Annotated in this window: 24 protein-coding genes; 14 read left to right on the forward strand and 10 right to left on the reverse strand. The window is 71.1% G+C overall.

All coding sequences use genetic code 11. The annotated features are described in order from the left end of the window. Together A6R01_RS00005 and A6R01_RS00010 are read right to left on the reverse strand one after the other, a co-directional pair. Positions 1 to 460, reverse strand: a 460-nt coding sequence (locus A6R01_RS00005; protein ID WP_292601989.1) for a hypothetical protein, incomplete at its 3' end; no start/stop codon positions are given. A 63-nt stretch (positions 461 to 523) separates the two neighbouring features. Beyond that, entirely contained in the window at positions 524 to 886 is a 363-nt protein-coding gene (locus tag A6R01_RS00010) for a DsrE family protein (protein ID WP_292601994.1), read from the reverse strand. A 40-nt stretch (positions 887 to 926) separates the two neighbouring features. Here A6R01_RS00010 and A6R01_RS00015 point away from each other — a divergent pair, with 40 nt between their 5' ends. Together A6R01_RS00015 and A6R01_RS00020 are read left to right on the forward strand one after the other, a co-directional pair. After that, entirely contained in the window at positions 927 to 1421 is a 495-nt protein-coding gene (locus A6R01_RS00015) for an FABP family protein (RefSeq protein WP_292601997.1), read from the forward strand. A 1-nt stretch (position 1422) separates the two neighbouring features. Then, on the forward strand, positions 1423 to 2406 hold the full coding sequence (locus A6R01_RS00020) for a folate-binding protein (protein ID WP_292602000.1): 984 nt from the start codon (positions 1423 to 1425) through the stop codon (positions 2404 to 2406). Positions 2407 to 2865: 459 nt separating this feature from the next. On the opposite strand, the gene mshD is transcribed toward A6R01_RS00020, so the two are convergent. Beyond that, a complete protein-coding gene (gene mshD, locus A6R01_RS00025) occupies positions 2866 to 3723 on the reverse strand; it encodes a mycothiol synthase (protein ID WP_292602003.1) in 858 nt (285 codons plus the stop codon). 91 nt (positions 3724 to 3814) lie between these two features. Between mshD and A6R01_RS00030 the strand changes: the two genes are divergently transcribed. From A6R01_RS00030 to A6R01_RS00045, 4 genes are read left to right on the forward strand one after another with little or no spacing between them, the layout of a single operon-like run. After that, the gene (locus A6R01_RS00030) at positions 3815 to 4231 is read left to right on the forward strand and encodes a phage holin family protein (protein ID WP_292602006.1); all 417 of its coding nucleotides are present in this window, start codon (positions 3815 to 3817) and stop codon (positions 4229 to 4231) included. Beyond that, positions 4224 to 4472, forward strand: a complete 249-nt coding sequence (locus A6R01_RS00035; RefSeq protein ID WP_292602011.1) for a DUF3618 domain-containing protein — start codon at positions 4224 to 4226, stop codon at positions 4470 to 4472. Before A6R01_RS00030 ends, A6R01_RS00035 begins: the two co-directional genes overlap by 8 nt. Further along, entirely contained in the window at positions 4469 to 5563 is a 1095-nt protein-coding gene (locus tag A6R01_RS00040) for a YihY/virulence factor BrkB family protein (protein ID WP_292602013.1), read from the forward strand. The genes A6R01_RS00035 and A6R01_RS00040 overlap by 4 nt, the downstream gene beginning before the upstream one ends. Further along, positions 5560 to 5859 carry a DUF4235 domain-containing protein gene (locus tag A6R01_RS00045; RefSeq protein ID WP_292602016.1) on the forward strand — a complete coding sequence of 100 codons (300 nt, stop codon included), beginning with the start codon at positions 5560 to 5562 and terminating at the stop codon, positions 5857 to 5859. The genes A6R01_RS00040 and A6R01_RS00045 overlap by 4 nt, the downstream gene beginning before the upstream one ends. 51 nt (positions 5860 to 5910) lie before the next feature. Here A6R01_RS00045 and A6R01_RS00050 read toward each other — a convergent pair whose 3' ends face one another. After that, positions 5911 to 6663, reverse strand: coding sequence for a response regulator transcription factor (locus A6R01_RS00050; RefSeq protein WP_292602019.1), 753 nt, complete (start codon positions 6661 to 6663; stop codon positions 5911 to 5913). Between the two features lie 113 nt (positions 6664 to 6776). On the opposite strand from A6R01_RS00050, the gene A6R01_RS00055 reads away from it, so the two are divergent. Continuing rightward, positions 6777 to 7052: a MoaD/ThiS family protein gene (locus A6R01_RS00055; protein WP_292602022.1), complete on the forward strand. Its 276-nt coding sequence runs from the start codon at positions 6777 to 6779 to the stop codon at positions 7050 to 7052. Positions 7053 to 7363: 311 nt separating this feature from the next. Here the strand turns inward: A6R01_RS00055 and A6R01_RS00060 are convergent, their stop codons facing one another. Next, positions 7364 to 7795, reverse strand: a complete 432-nt coding sequence (locus A6R01_RS00060) for an Hsp20 family protein (protein WP_292602025.1) — start codon at positions 7793 to 7795, stop codon at positions 7364 to 7366. A 35-nt stretch (positions 7796 to 7830) separates the two neighbouring features. On the opposite strand from A6R01_RS00060, the gene A6R01_RS00065 reads away from it, so the two are divergent. Both A6R01_RS00065 and A6R01_RS00070 read left to right on the forward strand, forming a co-directional pair. Beyond that, on the forward strand, positions 7831 to 8133 hold the full coding sequence (locus A6R01_RS00065) for a MerR family transcriptional regulator (RefSeq protein WP_292602028.1): 303 nt from the start codon (positions 7831 to 7833) through the stop codon (positions 8131 to 8133). 12 nt (positions 8134 to 8145) lie between these two features. After that, positions 8146 to 8694: a thioredoxin family protein gene (locus tag A6R01_RS00070; protein ID WP_292602030.1), complete on the forward strand. Its 549-nt coding sequence runs from the start codon at positions 8146 to 8148 to the stop codon at positions 8692 to 8694. A 105-nt stretch (positions 8695 to 8799) separates the two neighbouring features. Here A6R01_RS00070 and A6R01_RS00075 read toward each other — a convergent pair whose 3' ends face one another. The 5 genes from A6R01_RS00075 to A6R01_RS00095 form a co-directional block, all read right to left on the reverse strand. Further along, positions 8800 to 10200 carry an HNH endonuclease signature motif containing protein gene (locus tag A6R01_RS00075; protein WP_292602033.1) on the reverse strand — a complete coding sequence of 467 codons (1401 nt, stop codon included), beginning with the start codon at positions 10198 to 10200 and terminating at the stop codon, positions 8800 to 8802. Between the two features lie 90 nt (positions 10201 to 10290). After that, entirely contained in the window at positions 10291 to 10794 is a 504-nt protein-coding gene (locus tag A6R01_RS00080; protein ID WP_292602036.1) for a hypothetical protein, read from the reverse strand. A 305-nt stretch (positions 10795 to 11099) separates the two neighbouring features. After that, positions 11100 to 11639, reverse strand: coding sequence for a DUF6318 family protein (locus A6R01_RS00085; RefSeq protein ID WP_292602039.1), 540 nt, complete (start codon positions 11637 to 11639; stop codon positions 11100 to 11102). Positions 11640 to 11742: 103 nt separating this feature from the next. Continuing rightward, positions 11743 to 11892 (reverse strand): hypothetical protein, encoded by a 150-nt coding sequence (locus A6R01_RS00090; protein ID WP_292602043.1) that lies wholly within the window; start codon positions 11890 to 11892, stop codon positions 11743 to 11745. Positions 11893 to 11984: 92 nt separating this feature from the next. Continuing rightward, positions 11985 to 13022, reverse strand: coding sequence for a GDP-mannose 4,6-dehydratase (locus A6R01_RS00095; protein WP_292602046.1), 1038 nt, complete (start codon positions 13020 to 13022; stop codon positions 11985 to 11987). A 266-nt stretch (positions 13023 to 13288) separates the two neighbouring features. Here A6R01_RS00095 and A6R01_RS00100 point away from each other — a divergent pair, with 266 nt between their 5' ends. From A6R01_RS00100 to A6R01_RS00120, 5 genes are all read left to right on the forward strand, one after another. Further along, positions 13289 to 13762 (forward strand): DUF4395 domain-containing protein, encoded by a 474-nt coding sequence (locus A6R01_RS00100; RefSeq protein ID WP_292602049.1) that lies wholly within the window; start codon positions 13289 to 13291, stop codon positions 13760 to 13762. Between the two features lie 150 nt (positions 13763 to 13912). Continuing rightward, positions 13913 to 14761, forward strand: a complete 849-nt coding sequence (locus tag A6R01_RS00105; protein WP_292602052.1) for a sulfurtransferase — start codon at positions 13913 to 13915, stop codon at positions 14759 to 14761. Continuing rightward, positions 14761 to 15060 (forward strand): DUF1416 domain-containing protein, encoded by a 300-nt coding sequence (locus A6R01_RS00110; RefSeq protein WP_179532204.1) that lies wholly within the window; start codon positions 14761 to 14763, stop codon positions 15058 to 15060. The genes A6R01_RS00105 and A6R01_RS00110 overlap by 1 nt, the downstream gene beginning before the upstream one ends. A gap of 358 nt (positions 15061 to 15418) precedes the next feature. Beyond that, positions 15419 to 15850, forward strand: coding sequence for a hypothetical protein (locus A6R01_RS00115; RefSeq protein WP_292602055.1), 432 nt, complete (start codon positions 15419 to 15421; stop codon positions 15848 to 15850). 146 nt (positions 15851 to 15996) lie between these two features. Next, positions 15997 to 17712 carry a DUF4012 domain-containing protein gene (locus tag A6R01_RS00120; RefSeq protein WP_292602057.1) on the forward strand — a complete coding sequence of 572 codons (1716 nt, stop codon included), beginning with the start codon at positions 15997 to 15999 and terminating at the stop codon, positions 17710 to 17712. Positions 17713 to 17750: the final 38 nt, after the last annotated feature.

Raw genomic sequence — 17750 nt, forward strand, 5'->3', positions numbered from 1 at the left:
CGCGGCGACGGGCCTGCTCGCTGGCGGCCTCCTGTGCCTCCTGGGCGACGGTCTCGGCGGCCTCGCGGGCGGCGTACGCCTCGTTCAGCGTCGCCTCGGCAGCCTCCCGCGCGCTGACGGCCTCGGCCAGGGCGGCCTCCGCGTCGGCACGCGCCTGGAGCGCCTCCTCGAGCCGGGCCTGCGCCTCGGCCAGGCGGGTGTCGGACTCGCTGCGCCCGCGCAGCGCGGTGGCCGCGGTCTCCTCGGCGATCATCCGCTCGGCGGCCTGCTCGGTGGCGGCCTTCTCGGCCGCGGCGCGCAGGGTGGCGAAGCGCTCGGCCGCTGCGGTCTGCTCCGCGATCCGGGCCTCGAGCTCCTCGAGGGAGGGGCCGGTGTCCTTGCGGCGCAGCCAGCGTCGGCCGGGGTCCCCGCCGGTGGGGGACCCGGCCGAGGAGTCAGGGGGGAGGCCGGGGGAGCTCATCGTGGCGGCAGCCTACCGAGAAGACGCCTCCTCACCGGGGAGGTGCGGCCGCGCTCACAGCACCTAGTAGACCAGCGCCTGCACGCCCTCGGTGAGCGCCTCCTCGACGAACGACGCCGCACCGGCGATCTGCACCCCGTCGCGCACGTCGTCGACGGTGATCCCGCGCCGCTCCGCGCACTGGCTGCACAGCGTCACCTCGCCCATGTCGAGGATGATCGCGAGCAGGTCCTCGACCGGCCGCGCGTGCTCGAGCCCGAGGTCGGGCCCCTTGCCGGGCACGGCCCACCAGGCGGCCTCGCCGGTCAGCCACAGCGAGACCCCCGCGCCGGCCGCGCAGGCCGCCGCGGCGACGGTGAAGGCCTGGTTGGCCCGCTCGGGCGCCTCCGCGGCGCAGGTCACCTTCAGCAGCAGCCGAGACGTCATGGGCTCCAGCCTAGGAGCAGGTGGTCGTTACGCTGGCGTGGTGGCGTTCGAGCTTCCTCCCAACCTGCACCCGAACTGTGGACCCGTCGCCTGGCTGCTCGGCAGCTGGATCGGCAACGGCCACGGTGACTACCCGACGATCGAGCCGTTCCAGTACGGCCAGGAGGTGGTCTTCCAGCAGGACGGCCGTCCCTTCCTGCACTACTTCGCGCGCTCGTGGGTGATCGACGAGAACGGCGAGAAGGTCCGTGACGCCGCCCAGGAGACCGGCTACCTGCGCTGCCCGGAGCCGGGCAAGGTCGAGCTGGTGCTCGCGCACAACATCGGCTTCTCCGAGATCTGGTACGGCGAGGCCGCCGACGGCAAGCTCGAGCTGCGCACCGCGGGCGTCGGCTACACCGAGACCGCCAAGGAGGTCACCGCCGGCCACCGTCTCTACGGCAACGTCGAGGGTGACCTGCTCTACGCCTACGACATGGCCGCGGTCGGCCAGGAGCTGCAGCCCCACCTGTGGGCGCGGCTGAAGAGGGCCTGACATGACCGACCCCGCCACGAGCCCCAGCAAGGCACCCAGCCCCCTGCTCTCGCTGCCCGGCGCGGTCGCCGGCGACGGCGTCGACGCCCCGGTCGCCGCGCACTACGGCTCGTTCAACGCCGAGCAGCGCACCCTGGAGTCCGGCGAGGGCTTCGTCGACCTCTCGCACCGCGACGTGATCCGCATCAGCGGCCCCGAGCGGCTGACCTGGCTGCACTCGCTGACCACCCAGCACTTCCTGCAGCTGGCCCCCAAGGAGTGGACGACCGCGCTGATCCTGAGCCCGCAGGGGCACGTGGAGCACGCGTTCACCGGGTACGACGACGGCGAGTCGTTCTGGGCGCACACCGAGCCCGGTGCTGCCGGCCCGCTGCTCGACTGGCTCGGCCGGATGGTCTTCATGACCCGCGTGGAGCTCGCCGACGTCACCGACGACTGGGCCGTGGCCTGGCGCTCGCGCGCCGACGCTCCGACGTACGACCTGGTCCCGCGCAGCGAGCTCGCGGCCTACGCCGAGGCCGCCGGGCCCGCGTGCGGCCTGTGGGCCTTCGAGGCGCTGCGGATCGCGCGCGGCGAGCCGCGCCACCTGGTCGACACCGATGCCCGCACGATCCCCAACGAGGTCGGCTGGGTCGGCCCGGCTGTGCACCTGGACAAGGGCTGCTACCGCGGCCAGGAGACCGTCGCCCGCGTGCACACCCTGGGTCGCCCGCCGCGGCGGCTGACGCTGCTGCACCTCGACGGCACCGAGAACCGTCTGCCTGCCCCCGGCACCGAGCTGCTCATGGGCTCGGGCGAGGCCACCAAGACGGTCGGCTTCGTCGGGTCCTCGGCGCGCCACCACGAGCTGGGCCCGATCGCGCTGGCGCTGGTCAAGCGCAACGTGCCGCTCGAGGTGACCCTCGAGGTCGACGGGATGCCGGCGGCCCAGGAGGTCGTCGTGGACCCCGAGGTGGGCCTGCACGTCCGCCCGAAGCTGCGCTGACGCGCAGTCGCGACTCCGGAGCGCCCACCGGGTAGGACAGGCCCGGAAAGCACGAGACTCCCGGAGTGGGAGTCTCAGGACCACCCCGGGAGTCGTTCGCGGCGGGCCCAGGAGGGCCCGGTCGGAGGACGCGTCGTCCTCAGTGGAACGACGCGACGTGGGGACAGGCGTGGCCGTACTTCATGCGGCATCGGATGCGCCGCCGGAGTTTCTTGAGCACTGGTTCTCCACCGGGAGGGCAGGGACAGAGGGGTGTGGGATCGGACGGCGCTGTTCGATCCCGAGGGGAGGGCGGGGAACTGCCGTTCGTCGAGAACTTTACTTAGCGGTAGCCCCGAAAGCACTATTGGTTCGTAGTGACGGATGGGTGATCTAGACCACGTACCCCTGGGGGTGTCTGACCTGGGGAGATGAGTGGGTCGGCGGCCAGATCCCCAGCCGGGGACGACCCTCGTCCGCTCAGCGGCGATACATCACGTGGGTGTCGCTCTGGGCGTGCGTGAAGCCCAGCTTGTCGCGGTAAATTCTGATCGCCGGGGCGTTGTCGGACTCGACGTAGAGCAGCACCTCGCGCACCCCGCGATCGTGCAGGTGGTGCAGCCCGGCGAGGGTGAGCAGCCGGCCCAATCCGAGCCCCTGGGAGGCGGGGGAGACGCCGACGACGTACACCTCGCCGTGGTCGCGGTCGTGGACCTTCGTCCAGTGGAAGCCGAGCATCGCCCCCTCTGTGCCGCCGTCGTCCCCCGAGGAGGTGTCGACGGCGATGAGCAGCCCGGCCGGGTCGAACCACGGCTCCGCGCACCGCTCGGCGAACCCCTCGGCGTCCATCGCCCCCTGCTCGGGGTGCGAGGCGAAGGAGGCGGCGTTGAGGGCCAGCAGGGCGTCGGTGTCGCCGGGCTCGAACCCCCGGATCCGTACGCCGTCGGGCAGCTCGACCGGCGGCAGCGGCTGGTCGGCGGGCCGGCGCATCACCCACAGCTCGCGCACGACCTCGAAGTCGTGCCGCGCGGCCAGCCGCCGGGCGGCCGGGTGGTCGGCGTGCGACCAGGCCTCGAGCGAGCGGCGGGGCCAGACGTCGGTGAGCAGCGCCTCCAGCAGCTCGCCGCCGACGCCGGAGTCGCGCTGATCGGGGTCGACGCAGAGGTGGATCTGGTCCTCGATGAGCAGCCCGAAGCCCTCGGCTCGCACCCAGCCGCGGACGTCGTCGGGACGCATCCGGATCTCGAGCAGGGTGGCCTCGTCGAGCGGGCCGGTGCCGTCCGCGGCCTCCGCGCGGGCGGCGACGTGCAGGACCTGACGGGTCTCCTCGGGGGTCACCACTCCACGTTACGTGGGGGGCGGGGCGGGGAGGTGCCAGGTCACCCGAAGGGAGTGGTTGGGCCGGCGCTCACCGGGCACCGTCGTCGGCATGGAGCACAGACGAGAGAGCTCGGAGAGCGACCCCATGGGGCTGTCCACGCCGGAGCTGATGGACCGGCTGTCCCACCAGGTGTCGGAGCTGGTGAGCGCGGAGCTGAGGCTCGCGCGCGCCGAGGTGAAGGACAGCGCCCGGCACGCCGGACTGGGTCTCGGCCTGTTCGGGACCGCCGGCGTGCTGAGCCTGTACGCCGTCGGCGTCCTGGTCGCGGCGGCCATCCTCGGGCTCGCCGTGGTGTGGCCCGCGTGGCTGGCCGCCCTGGTCGTGGGCGGCGCCCTCCTCGTCGCCGTCGGCGTCGCCGCCCTGACGGGGAGGAGCCAGGTGCAGCAGGCGCCGCCGCCGCTGCAGGAGTCCGCGCAGAGCGTCCAGCAGGACCTCGAGGCCGTGAAGGGAGCACGCCGTGGCTGAGCAGCACGACGACACCGCCGGGGAGCGGGAGGACCCGGCGCGGGTCCAGGAGGAGATCGAGCAGACGCGCGCCGACCTCGCGGAGACCGTGGGTGCGCTGGGGGAGCGGCTGGACGTCCGCAGCCGGGCCCGGCGTCGCATCGGCGAGCTGCGCGAGCAGCACGGCACCGAGATCGCCGTCGGCGCGGGCGTCGTGGCGGCGGGGCTCGTGGCGCTGGCGGTGTGGAGGAGGCGTCGATGAGCGCACCGGCCCCCGACGCCGAGGTGAAGCCCGACTCCCCGGACGACCTGACCGCTCGGTCGTGGAAGTACGTCCTGCGCAAGACCGCCCGGGAGTTCGGCAAGGACCAGTGCACCGACAACGCCGCCGCGCTCACCTACTACGCGGTGCTGGCGCTCTTCCCCGGCCTCATCGCGCTGCTCAGCCTCGTCGGTCTGGTGGGGCAGGGCGACCAGGCGGCGCGCACCGTGCTCGAGGTGCTGCGTGACACCGGTGTGGGGTCGGTGGCCGACACCCTCGAGCCGACACTGCTGGAGCTGAGCAGTGGACCGGGAGCCGGGCTCGCCCTGGCGACCGGGCTCGCGGCCGCGCTGTGGTCGGCCTCGGGGTACGTCGGCTCCTTCGGCCGCGCGATGAACCGCATCCACGAGGTCACCGAGGGGCGCCCGTTCTGGAAGCTGCGCCCGTGGATGCTCGTGGTCACTCTGGTCGAGGTGGTCCTGGCCGCGGCGGTGCTCACGGCGCTGGTCGTGACCGGTCCGGCCGCCGAGGCCGTCGGTGCCCAGCTGGGGCTGGAGGACTCCACGGTCCTGGTCTGGAGCATCGCGAAGTGGCCGGTGCTGCTGGGTGCCGTGGTGCTGATGGTCGCGATCCTCTACTACGCCACCCCCAACGTGCAGCAGCCGAAGTTCCGCTGGATCTCGGTGGGCGCAGCGATGGCGATCGTGGTGTGGGTGGCGGCGTCGGCCGCGTTCGGCTTCTACGTCGGCAACTTCTCCAGCTACGACCAGACCTACGGCTCGCTGGCCGGCGTGGTCGTGTTCCTGCTCTGGCTGTGGCTGACCAACCTGGCGCTGCTGTTCGGCGCCGAGCTCGACTCCGAACTCGAGCGGGGGCGCGAGCTCCAGGCGGGCCTGTCGGCCGAGGAGGAGCTGCAGCTGCCGCCGCGCGACACGACGGGGATCGAGAAGGCCGAGGCCAAGCACCGCGAGGACGTACGCCGCGGTCGCGCCCTGCGCGAGTCCCGTGGTCGTGACGACGACGAGGAGGGCGACTCGTCGGAGCCCGACGAGCGCCCCGCACGACGAGAGACCCAGGGGGTCACCAGATGAGCAAGCACGAGGAGCCCACCAGCAGGTCGGCCCGCATCCTGTACCGCCCGGTCGGCCTGGTCGGCTCGATCGTGGCCGGCGTCCTCGCCGGCCAGGTCTTCCAACAGGTGTGGACGCGGGTCAGCAGGCATCCCGACGCCGATGCGCCCAAGGCGCTGGAGTCGGAGTACTCCTGGCGCGAGGTGGCGGCGGCCGCCGCCGTCCACGGGGCGATCTTCGCGGTGGTGAAGGCGATGGTCGACCGCGGGGGTGCGCGCGCCTTCCAGCGCGCGACCGGGGAGTGGCCCGGCGACTGAGCCCGGCGACTGAGCCCGGCGACTGGGGCCCGGCGACTGGGCCCGGCGGCGTCAGGCGGACGCGCTGGCCCGGTCGACCGAGGCCTCAGCGGCGCGTGCGTCGGCCTCGGCCTGCTTGGACTCCTTGGTGGGGAGCACGAAGCGGTAGCCGACGTTGCGGACGGTGCCGATGAGGGTCTCGTTCTCGGGGCCGAGCTTGGCGCGGAGGCGACGTACGTGGACGTCGACGGTGCGGGTGCCGCCGAAGTAGTCGTAGCCCCACACCTCCTGCAGCAGCTGCTGGCGGCTGAAGACGCGGCCGGGGTGCTGGGCCAGGAACTTCAGGAGCTCGAACTCCTTGAACGTCAGGTCCAGCGGGCGCTTGCCGACCTTGGCGGTGTACGTCGCGTCGTCGACGACGACCTCGCCGGAGCGGATGACATGGGCGTCGGGGTCGGCGGCGTCGCGGGCTGCGCTGAGGCGGCCGATGGCGAGCTTGATGCGGGCCTCGAGCTCGGCGGGGCCGCAGGTGTGCAGCACGACGTCGTCCATGCCCCAGTCGTGGGAGACGACGGCGAGGCCGCCCTCGGTGGTGACGAGGATGACGGGGACCTCGGTGCCGGTGGTGCGGATCAGTCGGCAGAGGTCACGGGCGTGGGCGAGGTCCTGGCGACCGTCGACGAGGAGGAGGTCGGCCTCGGGCGCCTCGAGGAGGGCGCTTCCCTCGGCGGGCAGGATCTTGACGTGGTGGCCGAGCAGCGCGAGACCGGGCAGGACCTCGGCGGACGGCTGGAGCGCGCTGGTCAGCAGCAGAAGGGTGCTCATACTGGTCTCCTCCCATGGGTGTGGGTGGGGACCGAAACGCAACGTTGGGCTCCGGCCGTTGATAGTTCATGCACCTTACAGAAATCCGAGCGTCATATTGGAAGGTTCCAAGGGTGAATGAGACGCAGATCATCGAGATTCGCTACTGGGCGGGCGCCAAGCACGCAGCCGGCACGGATCGTGACCTGGTCGAGACTCCGGCGCCGTTGACGCTGGCGGAGATCCGCGAGAGAGCGGTGGACCTGCACCCCGGCACGCGTCTGGGGGAGGTCCTGGCGGCGTGCTCGGCGTTGATCGGCGAGCAGCCGGTGGGCAAGGCCGATCCGGCCTCGGTGCTGGTCAGACCCGGGGAGACCGTGGAGTTCCTGCCGCCGTTCGCGGGGGGCTGAGTCGCTCGCGGGAGGAGCTCCCGCTGTCGAAGGCCCGCCCGCAGGCGACGGCGAGAGGAAGAGGCAGGAGCAACCACGCCAGCACGGCCAGCGTCACCACGAGGGTTGTCTCCATCAGGGCCTCCACGATCTCTCCCGAGTCCGATTACCCCACGTTCGATCCTGCCAATCGGCCCGGATGGGTCGCTCTCGAGGTGGTCTGGACCAGTGGCCGCCCGGCGCAGACGTGACGAAGGGCCCGGGAGCACTTGCTCCCGGGCCCTTCGTCGCGCTGGTTCGCGCTGCGCGGCGCTGTGTTGGTGCTGTGGTGATCAGGACTCGATCGCGGCGGTCTCCTTCTCCGGCGTCACGCCGGAGATCTCGATCTTGCGCGGCTTGGCCTTCTCGGCGACCGGCACGACCAGGCGCAGCACGCCGGCGTCGTACGACGCCTCGATCCGGTCGAGGTCGAGGTTGTCGCCGAGGACGAGCTGGCGGCTGAACTGGCCCGTCGGGCGCTCGGAGGCCAGACGCTCCCAGTCGCCGTTGCGGGCGACGCGCTCGGCGCGGACGGTCAGGACGTTGCGCTCGACGTCGAGGTCGATGGACTCGGGGGAGACGCCGGGCAGGTCGAACTCGATGACGAACCGCTCGCCCTCGCGCCACGCGTCCATCGGCATGACGGCCGGGCGGTTGGTGGTCCCCAGCAGCTGCTGGGTCAGGCGGTCGAAGTCACGGAAGGGGTCAGCGGTACGGAGCAGCATGGGGATTCCTCCTCTGTCTGGATCTCGGGTGCGGGATGGGCACTCGGTGGGTCTTCGCGATCTCGGTGGCGGCCGACATGGTGCGGATGGAGGTGCAGAACCTGCGGGTGTACGAGCGGCGCGGACTGCTCACCCCCGACCGCACGTCCGGCGGGACGCGGCTCTACTCCCAGGCCGACATCGAGGTCCTCCACCGCATCCGCGAGCTGCTCGCCGAGGGGCTCAACATCGCCGGCATCGCCCGGGTCCTGGAGCTGGAGGCCGAGGTCGAGCGGCTGCGCGGCGAGCTGGCCCGCTCCGACGACGCCCGCACGGGGAATGCGCGCCCGGATCAGTAGGTTGATCCCTCTATGGGCACCGGTCTGACCATCGTCGTGATCGCCGTCGTGCTGGCCCTCGGCTTCGGCCTCTACCGCGCCCGCACGGACGGCCGCTTCAAGAGCGCCTCTGCGCCGCGCCCCCAGGTGGTCGAGCAGACCGGTGACGGCTCCGCCGAGGTGGTCGAGCAGCGAGGAGCGCCAGCGACGAGCGGGCGTCGAGACCACTCGCGAGACCACTCCACCGCAGCACCCACCGGCGCCGCCTGGACCGCCGTCCTGGAGGCCCTGCCGGAGGCCCAGCTGGGCGAGCGGGCGACGCTGCTGCAGTTCTCCTCGGCGTTCTGCGCGCCGTGCCGTGCGACCCGCACGATCCTCAGTGACGTCGCCGGCGTGGTGCCAGGCGTGGTCCACCTCGAGGTGGATGCCGAGCACCACCTGGAGCTGGTCCGTGCGCTGGACGTGCTGCGCACGCCGACCACGTTGATCCTCGACGCCTCGGGCAGCGAGGCGACGCGCGCCAGCGGCGCCCCGCGCAAGGAGGCGGTCCTCTCCGCGCTCGACGGCATCGTCGAGGCCTGACCGGCGCAGCGACGACGGCGTCGCTGGCAGGGCGGACTGGCAGGTCGAACTGACGGAGCGGTCTGGCAGGGCGAGCCGGCTGGTGGTGAGGCATGCACGGTCGGCTCAGCTGCGCACGATGGTGTAGCCGGCGGCTTGAGCTGCCTCGGCCCGGTCGCGCCAGTCGCGGGGTGGTCGGCGGCGGGCGAGCTTCCAGGCGTGCGGCCCGTTGGGTGGGTCTCGTCTGAGGTCGAAGTCGCCGTCGTGGGCTCGTTGGTGGTGCCAGCCGCAGAGGGGGACCGCGTTGGTGATGTCGGTGCCGCCGCCGGCCGCCCAGGGGTACGGATGGTGGATCTCGCACCAGGCGAAGGGCCGCTCGCAGCCGCTGATCGCGCAGGAGTCGTGGATCTGGCCGAGGGCGTTGCGCTGGTGGCGGTCGTGGAGCCGCTGTCCGCGACCGTGGAACATCACCGCCTCCTCGCTGTCGAGGATGGTCGGGACGATCTCGGCCTCGCAAGCGAGCCGCTGGACGTGGGCCGCGGTGAGCTTGACGCCGTTGTCGAGCCGCCCGACGCCGAGCTGCTCCATGTCGTCGGAGACGCGGCGTACGAGGTCGTCGAACTCGACCCGCACCAGCAGGGTCGTCGCGTTGCCGCCGCCGGTGAGCTGCCAGCCGGTGGTGGGGAGGTGCTCGATGAGCTCGCACAGGGCGTTGCCCCGCTTCTCCAGCGGACCCGGGAGCCAGCCGTTCCCGTCGGCCGCGGCCTCGTCGGTGACCTGCTGGCCGAGGGGGCCCTTGGACTGGCGGCGTGGGGCGGTCATCTTGTCGAGGGCCCAGGTGAGGAGGTGCCCGTGCATCTCGGGGATCGTGAAGCGGCCCGACCAGGTGCCGTCGCCGTTGTCGCTGAGCATGAGGTAGGTGTCGCGCTGGGCGTGCTTGGACTCCCGGCCGAGCATGATCGCCTCGTGCTCGTCGGCCAGGTCGTGGTCGATCCGGTCGTACATCCGTCGAGCGGCCTGACGCAGCCGCTTGGGGTCCATCGGCTTGCCGTTGCGGCGACCGTCGCCGGTGGCCTTGCCGAGGATGAGCTCCTCGGCCTGGGCGACCTGCAGCGCGGTGGCGCGGGTGGGGGACTGCTCGGCGGCGTTGACGATGACGCGGACCTGAGCCTTCGTGACTCGGCCGGCGGCGAAGGCGTCGCGGGTCGCGTGGTACTTCTCCTCCAGCAGCCGGGCGATCCGTAGCCCGCCCGCGTTCATCTCGCGGGTGTCGCCGGTGAACTCGACCGCCCATGCGTCCGTGCCGCTCGCGGCCGTGCGCAGCGCGGTCTTGCGACGGTCGGCTTCCGCGAGCACGGCGCCACGGAGCGCGGCGGCCTGGGACTCGACCCGGGTGGCGGTGGCGAGCAGGTCGCCCAGCAGCTGCTCCGGGATGGCGCTGACATCGATGGTGCTGAGGTCGAGCTCGCGCAGCGAGTCGAGCGCGGAGCTGGCCTCCGCGCCTCGATCCGTCTGCTTCGAACTCATGTTCGAATCTTACCTCTCGCCGCCGACAGGCGCCAGAGGTGAAGTCGGATCTGCGGAAATCTGTGGAGAACTCCCCGTGGGTGCCGCGGCTCAGTCGTAGGAGACGAGCTGCGGCCGCGCGGTGGTGATCTCGAGGTCCTGCGGGGGAGAGGTGATGTCGACGGTGCCGGCGACGGGTCGCCACGGGCCGTTGGGCAGGCGCCAGCGTGCGGACCAGGTGGTGGTCAGCTGGAGCTGGACGGTGCCGGCCTCGGCGTAGCGGTGCGAGACGTACTCGTTCATCGGCAGCCCCGCCCGCCACGCCCGCCCCGGGTCGGTGGTGGTGAGGGTGCGGCCGTCGCCGAGGGTCCAGGTGAACTCGCTGGGCTCGATGTCGAAGGTGATCTGCCGGTTGAGCAGCTGCACGGTCTCAGTGAACGGCTGCGCGTCGGTGTGCAGGATCGTGTCGAAGTTGACCAGCGTCACCCCGCCCGGCGGCTGCACCTCCAGCGGCGCCTCGGGCAGCGGGATGCGCTCGAACGCCTCCAGGATGCGGCCCGGAGTGAGAATGTCAACGGGCGTGGCCTGACCAGGCTCGATACAGGTGAAGCCCAACGGGTTGCTGCCTTCCGAGGAGACGGCAACGACGCTAAAGAGCAATCCGTCCGTGCCGCACGACTGCTGAGACCCGCAGCCGTAGAAGGAGTCGGATGCCGCTCCCGACCCTCGTTCGCAGGCTGGTTCGTAGATGTACTCGACAGGGGAGGACGTGGCCTGAGAGCTCGTCCCCGCGGGCTCGGGGGCCGACACTGTCTCGATGCCAGCCAAGAATGCGTGATCTCCGGCGCCGACTTCCGGGTCTTCTGCAGCGGCTGTGGGCGTGATGGCCAGGAAGATGGCGACTAGTGGTGCAAGCGGCTTCATGCCTGGCGCACAAGCTTCTCAACGCGCCAGCCGGACTCCCATGCCAGATGGAAGTTGAAGCGGGCTGTGGTCGGCTTCTCTCGATCGGGGCGCTCATCAGGACGGCGAATTTCGAGAGCCGGGATCTCCATCATCCCTGTGACCACGATCCGTCGGCCATTCTCAGTGGGCGGCGCCCAAGCAGCCTCTCGCAGTCGCCACGCGTCCCCTCTCGCGGTGCCGCCGTCGGCGTAAATGTCATCGACTGTCGCGGTCAGGAAGTCACAACTCTCGCAGTTAGCGTCATTCAGAGCCGCGAAGTCCTCTGTGTTGCCAGTCTGAAAAGCCTCACTGAAGGTCGCCGTCCAATGCTCAGCAAAGGCGACCGCGCCCTCCGGGCTCTTCTCCTGCCACGCCTCCTTGGCGGGCGCCGAGGTGGCGACCTGGCTGGGCGTGGGGGAGGGGTCCGCCTCGAACTGCGGCTCCGGGTCCCCTCCGCACGCGGAGAGCGCGAGGACCAGCCCGAGTGCGAGGGCGTGCCGATGGATCTGTCTCACTGCTGCTGCCTTCCCGAGAGTGTGCGCCCCGGCAGCGGGCGCGGCTTCACGCTAGGTGCTTACCCCCGATCGGGCGAGCGCGAACCCGGCAGCCTGTGGAGAACTACCTCGACACTGAAGCGCCGGCGACGTCGGGCACCGGCGCACCCGACCCCTCGACCACGAGCGCGTCGGAGAAGCAGAGCGCCAGCAGCGAGGCGGCAGCGGCCAGGCCGAGCAGGGCGCGGGGGACGGAGGGGGACGCAGCAGTCACGGGGACTCCTCAGGAACAGAGCGCCACGGGGGGACGGCGCAGCCCTCCCATCGTCACCCCGCACGCCGACCTGAGGAGCGAAAAGGCCCAGATCAGGGCAGCAGGTACCCCGCCGACTCCTCGCGTTCTGAGCGCAACCGCTCGACGTCGACGCGCACCATGTGCGCGATGACGTCCTCGAACGCCACGCTCGGCTCCCAGCCGAGCTGCTCGCGCGCCTTGGCGGGGTCGCCGACGAGTTCGGCGACGTCGGCGGGCCGCATCAGGGAGGGGTCCTGGCGGACCACGGCGTCGAGGTCGGAGATCCCGACGGAGGCGAAGGCCAGCTCGAGCACGTCGGCCAGCGAGCGGGAGACGCCGGTGGCGATGATGAAGTCGCCCGGCTCGTCCTGCTGCAGCACCAGGTGCATGGCGCGGGCGTAGTCGCCGGCGAAGCCCCAGTCACGGCGTACGTCGAGGTTGCCCAGCGTCACCGACTCCGCCTGGCCCAGGGAGATCGCGGCGACGGCGGCGGAGATCTTGCGGGTCACGAAGTGCGGCGGGCGCAGCGGGGACTCGTGGTTGTAGAGCGTCCCGGTGGCGGTGAAGAGCCCGTAGGACTCGCGGTAGTTGACCGTGAGGTGGTGGGCGAAGGACTTGGTGGCGGCGTACGGCGAGCGCGGGTGGTGCGGGGTGTTCTCCGTCTGCGGCTGCTGGTCGGTGACGCCGAACATCTCCGAGCTCGAGGGCTGGAAGAAGCGTGGGGCCCAGCCGTGCCGGTCGCGGAAGCGGATGAGCTCCTCGAGCATCCGCAGCACGGCCATGCCGTTGGCCTCGGCGACGGTCTCGGCGGCGCCCCAGGAGGCGCCGACGGAGGTGAAGCCGGCGAGGTTGTAGACCTCGTCGGGGCGCAGCCCCTCGAGGACGGCGGCCCAGCCCTCGTGGTCACGCTGGTCGAGGTCGACCAGGGTGACGCCGTCGAGGTAGGCGTACGCGCGGCCGAGGGTGGTGGGGGCCCAGCGTGAGCCGGGGCGCAGCGTGCCGACCACGTGGTAGCCCAGCGACAGCAGGTGCCGCGCGAGGTAGACGCCGTCCTGCCCGGCGACGCCGGTGATGAGCGCCGTACGTCGCGACGCGCCTGTTGAAGCCACGGGCGCAGCGTAGCGGAGTCGACATTTCCCACATGGTGGACGCGGTGACCACATGATGAGATCTAGATTGGGAATAGATCCGGACCCGCGCTTACTGTTCCTGTCATGTCCACGACCTGGCTCACGAAGCGGCGCGCAGTCGACCACTGCCGCACCCGCTCCAGCCTGTGTCGCACGTCGATGCGCTGACCCTTCCCCGTCCCAGCCGCTCGACCGCCTCGCCGCGTCCACCGGACGCCTCGACCGAGGTGCCTCCCAGGAGAGACATGTCCACCACGCTCAACCCCAGCACCGCGCCGCTCGCCCCCGAGGCGGACGCTCCGGCCGGCATCGACCCGCGCGGCCCGCAGTTCGCGGCGTCGCTCACCGCGGTCGTGCTGATCGCGGTGCTGCTGCTGCCGCCGACCGCGGCGCTGGCCCTGACCGCGGTCCAGGCCGCGCTGTTCGCGCTGGGCGCCGCCCGCGGCGTGCAGCGCACCCCGCACGCCTGGCTGTTCAAGACCCTCGTCCGGCCGCGGCTCTCCGCCCCGACCGAGCTCGAGGCTCCTGAGCCGCCGCGCTTCGCCCAGGCCGTGGGCCTCGGCTTCACCGTCGTCGCCCTCGTCGCCTACGCCGCCGGCGGCGTGGTCGTGGCCCAGACGGCGATCGGCTTCGCGCTCGTCGCCGCCCTGCTCAACGCCGTGTTCCGCTTCTGCCTCGGCTGCGAGATGTACCTGCTGTTCCGCCGCGCCACCTCCTGAGGGCACCCGTCCGCCGGTCTCGACGCCCGCTCGCTGCTCGACCGGCGTCGGTGGTCGAGCAGTGAGGCGCGCCAGCGCCGAAACGCGCGTCGAGACCACCCCGCAAGCAACCGCAACCACACCGCTGTACTCGATCGAAAGGCATCAACCATGACCCGCGAGAACACCCTCGTCTCCGCCCAGTGGGTGGAGGAGCACCTGGACGACCCGAAGGTGGTGCTGGTCGAGGTCGACGAGGACACCGCCGCCTACGACAAGGGCCACATCAAGGGCGCCATCAAGCTCGACTGGACCACGGACCTGCAGGACCAGGTCCGTCGTGACTTCGTCAACAAGGCGCAGTTCGAGGCGCTGCTCTCGGACCGCGGTGTCGCCAACGACGACACCGTCGTCCTGTACGGCGGCAACAACAACTGGTTCGCCGCCTACGCCTACTGGTACTTCAAGCTCTACGGCCACCAGGACGTCAAGCTGCTCGACGGCGGCCGCAAGAAGTGGGAGCTGGACTCCCGCGAGCTGACCGACGAGCTGCCCAGCCGCGAGAAGACCTCCTACACCGCGACCGAGCAGGACTCCTCGATCCGCGCGTTCCGCGACGAGGTCGTGGCCGCGATCGGCACGCAGAACCTCGTCGACGTGCGCAGCCCCGACGAGTACGCCGGTCGTCTCCTCGCCCCGGCCCACCTCCCGCAGGAGCAGGCCCAGCGCGCCGGTCACATCCCCACCGCCGCCAACGTGCCGTGGAGCAAGGCCGCGAACGACGACGGCACCTTCAAGTCCGACGACGAGCTGCGCGAGATCTACACCGAGGCCGGCGTCGACTGGAGCAAGGACACCATCGCCTACTGCCGCATCGGCGAGCGCTCGAGCCACACCTGGTTCGTGCTCAAGGAGCTGCTCGGCCAGGAGAACGTGAAGAACTACGACGGCTCGTGGACCGAGTACGGCTCGCTCGTCGGCGTCCCGGTCTCCCTGGGTGACGAGAAGGGTGAGGCCTGATGTGCGGCGCGACTGAGGGCGGCCTGTCCCTCGACGGCGTGAACGTCGCCAAGGAGGCCGTGGTCCAGGGCCGCGTCGTCCGCGGCGGCGAGCCGGTCGGCAACGCCTACGTGCGTCTCCTCGACCGCACCGGTGAGTTCACCGCCGAGGTCCCCACCTCGGCCACCGGCCACTTCCGCTTCTTCGCCGGCGACGGCGAGTGGACCCTGCGCACCCTGGCACCCAAGGCCGACCCGGTCGACCGGGTCGTCCAGGCCCAGACCGGCAGCGTCGCGGAGGTCGAGATCTCCGTCGGTTGATGCCCTGCGCCGGTCGAGGCGCGAGCGAAGCGAGCCCCGAGACCCAGCGCCACTAGCGAGGCCCGGACCATGAGGTCCGGGCCTCGTGCGTTGATGGTCGAGCAGGCGAGCGCCAGCGAGCCGTCGTGGAGACCTAGTGAGAGGCGGCGGGCGCGCGACCAGGCATCGGCGATCTCGCGTCCAGGCCAGCCCGCCCTCGCGTTACATCCGAGTTACGCTGCGGTGGTTCCGGTGAACTTTGCCTCCGGGACTGCCCGATCTCCGAGATCGACTCGCCAACCACCCCCGGGTGTGGTTGTCTTTTACCCGTCCAGACCCAGTCCGCTAGGTGCCCAGGCGCCACATGGGGAGTCTCATCATGAAGAAGTTTGCTGCCGGCATCGCCGTAGCCGCCATGTCCGCCATGGGCCTGGTGTCCGTCGCGAGCCCGGCGTCCGCTGCCTGCGACCCGTCCTACAACCGCTGCGACGACACGAAGACCCAGGTCGAGGATGTCCGCAAGAAGACCAACGGCAAGGGCGTCACGCGCGTCAAGGTCAAGGTCGACGTCGCGCCCAAGAAGGGCGCCGAGGGCAAGGGTGACGCTCCGCGCGGCACCTTCCTGTTCTCCTGCACCGGCCCCGGCGACGCGGTGAAGAACTACGGCCGCAAGTCCAAGAAGAACGGCAAGCCGCGCAAGGTCAACTTCCGCTTCCCGGTCGAGGGCGAGTGGACCTGCGTCGTGACCTTCGTCCCGAACCGCCCGAAGCTCGACGGCTCGTCGAGCTCCAGCTTCACGGTCACCGTCTGACCGAGTAGTCGCGACAGGGCGGCTTCCCTTCCCACGGTCGTGGGTGTGGGAAGCCGCCCTTTGTCGTGTCCGCACGCGTCCGCTCTCTGCCGTTCATTAAGGTGCTCTCCATGCCTGGCTCTCGTCGCCGTCGTGTTCTTCTCGTCGTGGCGGCGGTGATCGCGGTCGTTGTCGTGGCATCGGCGTGGACGGCCTACCGTGCGTGGACGGTGCAGGCGGCGCTCCTCGACACCGTCGATGCGGCTGAGCGGGTCCGGGTGGCAGCCACCTCGCGAGAGACTGACGCGCTCCCTGATCTCCTTGACGACTTGGAGCAGGCCAGTGGGCAGGCGGACGAGCGCACCCACGGCCCCACCTGGCGGGTCCTGGGTCTGCTGCCGTACGTCGGCGACGACGCCGGCGCGGTCGCCATGGTGTCCGAGGTGGTGCACGACCTGGCTGGTGGAGGCCTCGAGGCAGCCGTGCAGGCGGCCGACGGGCTCGGCGACCTCGCACCTCGCGACGGCCGCATCGATTTGTCCGCGCTGGAAACGATCGCCGACCCGACCTCCCAGGCAGCCGCCTCCCTCGAGTCGGCGGCCGACCGTCTGAACGACGTCGATACCACACGTCTGGTCGCGCCGCTGCGCACTCCCTTCCGCGACCTGGTGGGTGAGATCGAGGAGGCCGACCAGGCACTGGGCGCCGCTGATGCGGCTCTGGACGTCCTTCCCGAGATCCTGGGGGGCGACGGTCAGCGCAACTACCTGCTGGTCTTCCAGAACAACGCGGAGGTCCGGGCCACAGGTGGCCTCCCGGGGTCGGTCGCTCTGGTGTCTGCCGACGACGGTGCGATCTCCCTGGAGCAGCAGGTGGCCGGGAACAGCTTCGGTCGACGGGAGACGCCGGTGCTGCCCCTTACGCCGGGCGAGCTGAACCTCTACGGCGTCCAGTTCGGTACGTTCTTCCTCAACGCCGGGTTCACTCCCGACTTCTCCCGTGCCTCGGAACTGTGGAGCGCCCGGTGGCAGGAGCGCTTCCCTGGCGATGTCGATGGTGTGTTGAGCCTCGACACCGTGGCGCTGAGCTACGTGGTCGCCGCCCTCGACGAGCCGGTCGAGGTGGACGGGGTCGTCCTCGACGAGTCGTCGGTGGTCGACGAACTGCTCCACCGCACCTACCTCCGCCTCGAGGAGCCTGCCGCCCAGGATCGGTTTTTCGCGGCAGTGTCCGCTGCAGTCTTCGACCGCGTCCGAGCCGGCGCCTTCGATGTGGAGGACCTCTTCACGGTGTTGGCGCGGGCCACGCGGGAGGGGCGGATGCTCTTTGCGGCCCAGGGCCGGAACAGCCAGCTCGCGGCGCCGCTGACGGACGAGCGGATCACCGGTCCCGATCTCGCGGCGAGCGATGCTCCTCAGTTCGTCGTGACCCTGGATGACAAAGGCGCCGACAAGATGACCTACTTCCTCCGCGCTCGGACGCGTCTGATGCCTCGCTACTGTGTGGGCGGCCGCCAAGCCTTCGAGCTGTCGATGCGGCTGCAGTCCACGGCGCCCGACGATGCTGCCTCACTGCCGAGCTACGTCACTGGGCCGGGCAGCAGCAACAACGAGCCCGGTCAGCTCGCCGTGACGGTGAACGTCTACGCACCCCCGGGCGCACAGATCGGCGACGTCAGGCAGTCCGAGGACCCGGTCCCGACGGCGACGCAGGAGCTCCAGGGCTACACGGTGTCCAGCGTCGACGTGCGGCTCGACCCCGGTCAGGTGGTCGACCTGTCATGGCGAGCGCTGGGCGCCTCGGGAGAGAGTGCTGACCACCAGTTGTGGGTGACTCCGACCCTGGACTCAGGGGAGTTGGGCGCGGTGCGCTCGGCCTGTTGAGCACCCGAACCGCCCGAGGCCGGAGCTGGGCGGCCGCC

The sequence above is a fragment of the Nocardioides sp. REDSEA-S30_B4 genome (assembly GCF_001627265.1).
Taxonomy (GTDB): Bacteria; Actinomycetota; Actinomycetes; order Propionibacteriales; family Nocardioidaceae; genus Nocardioides.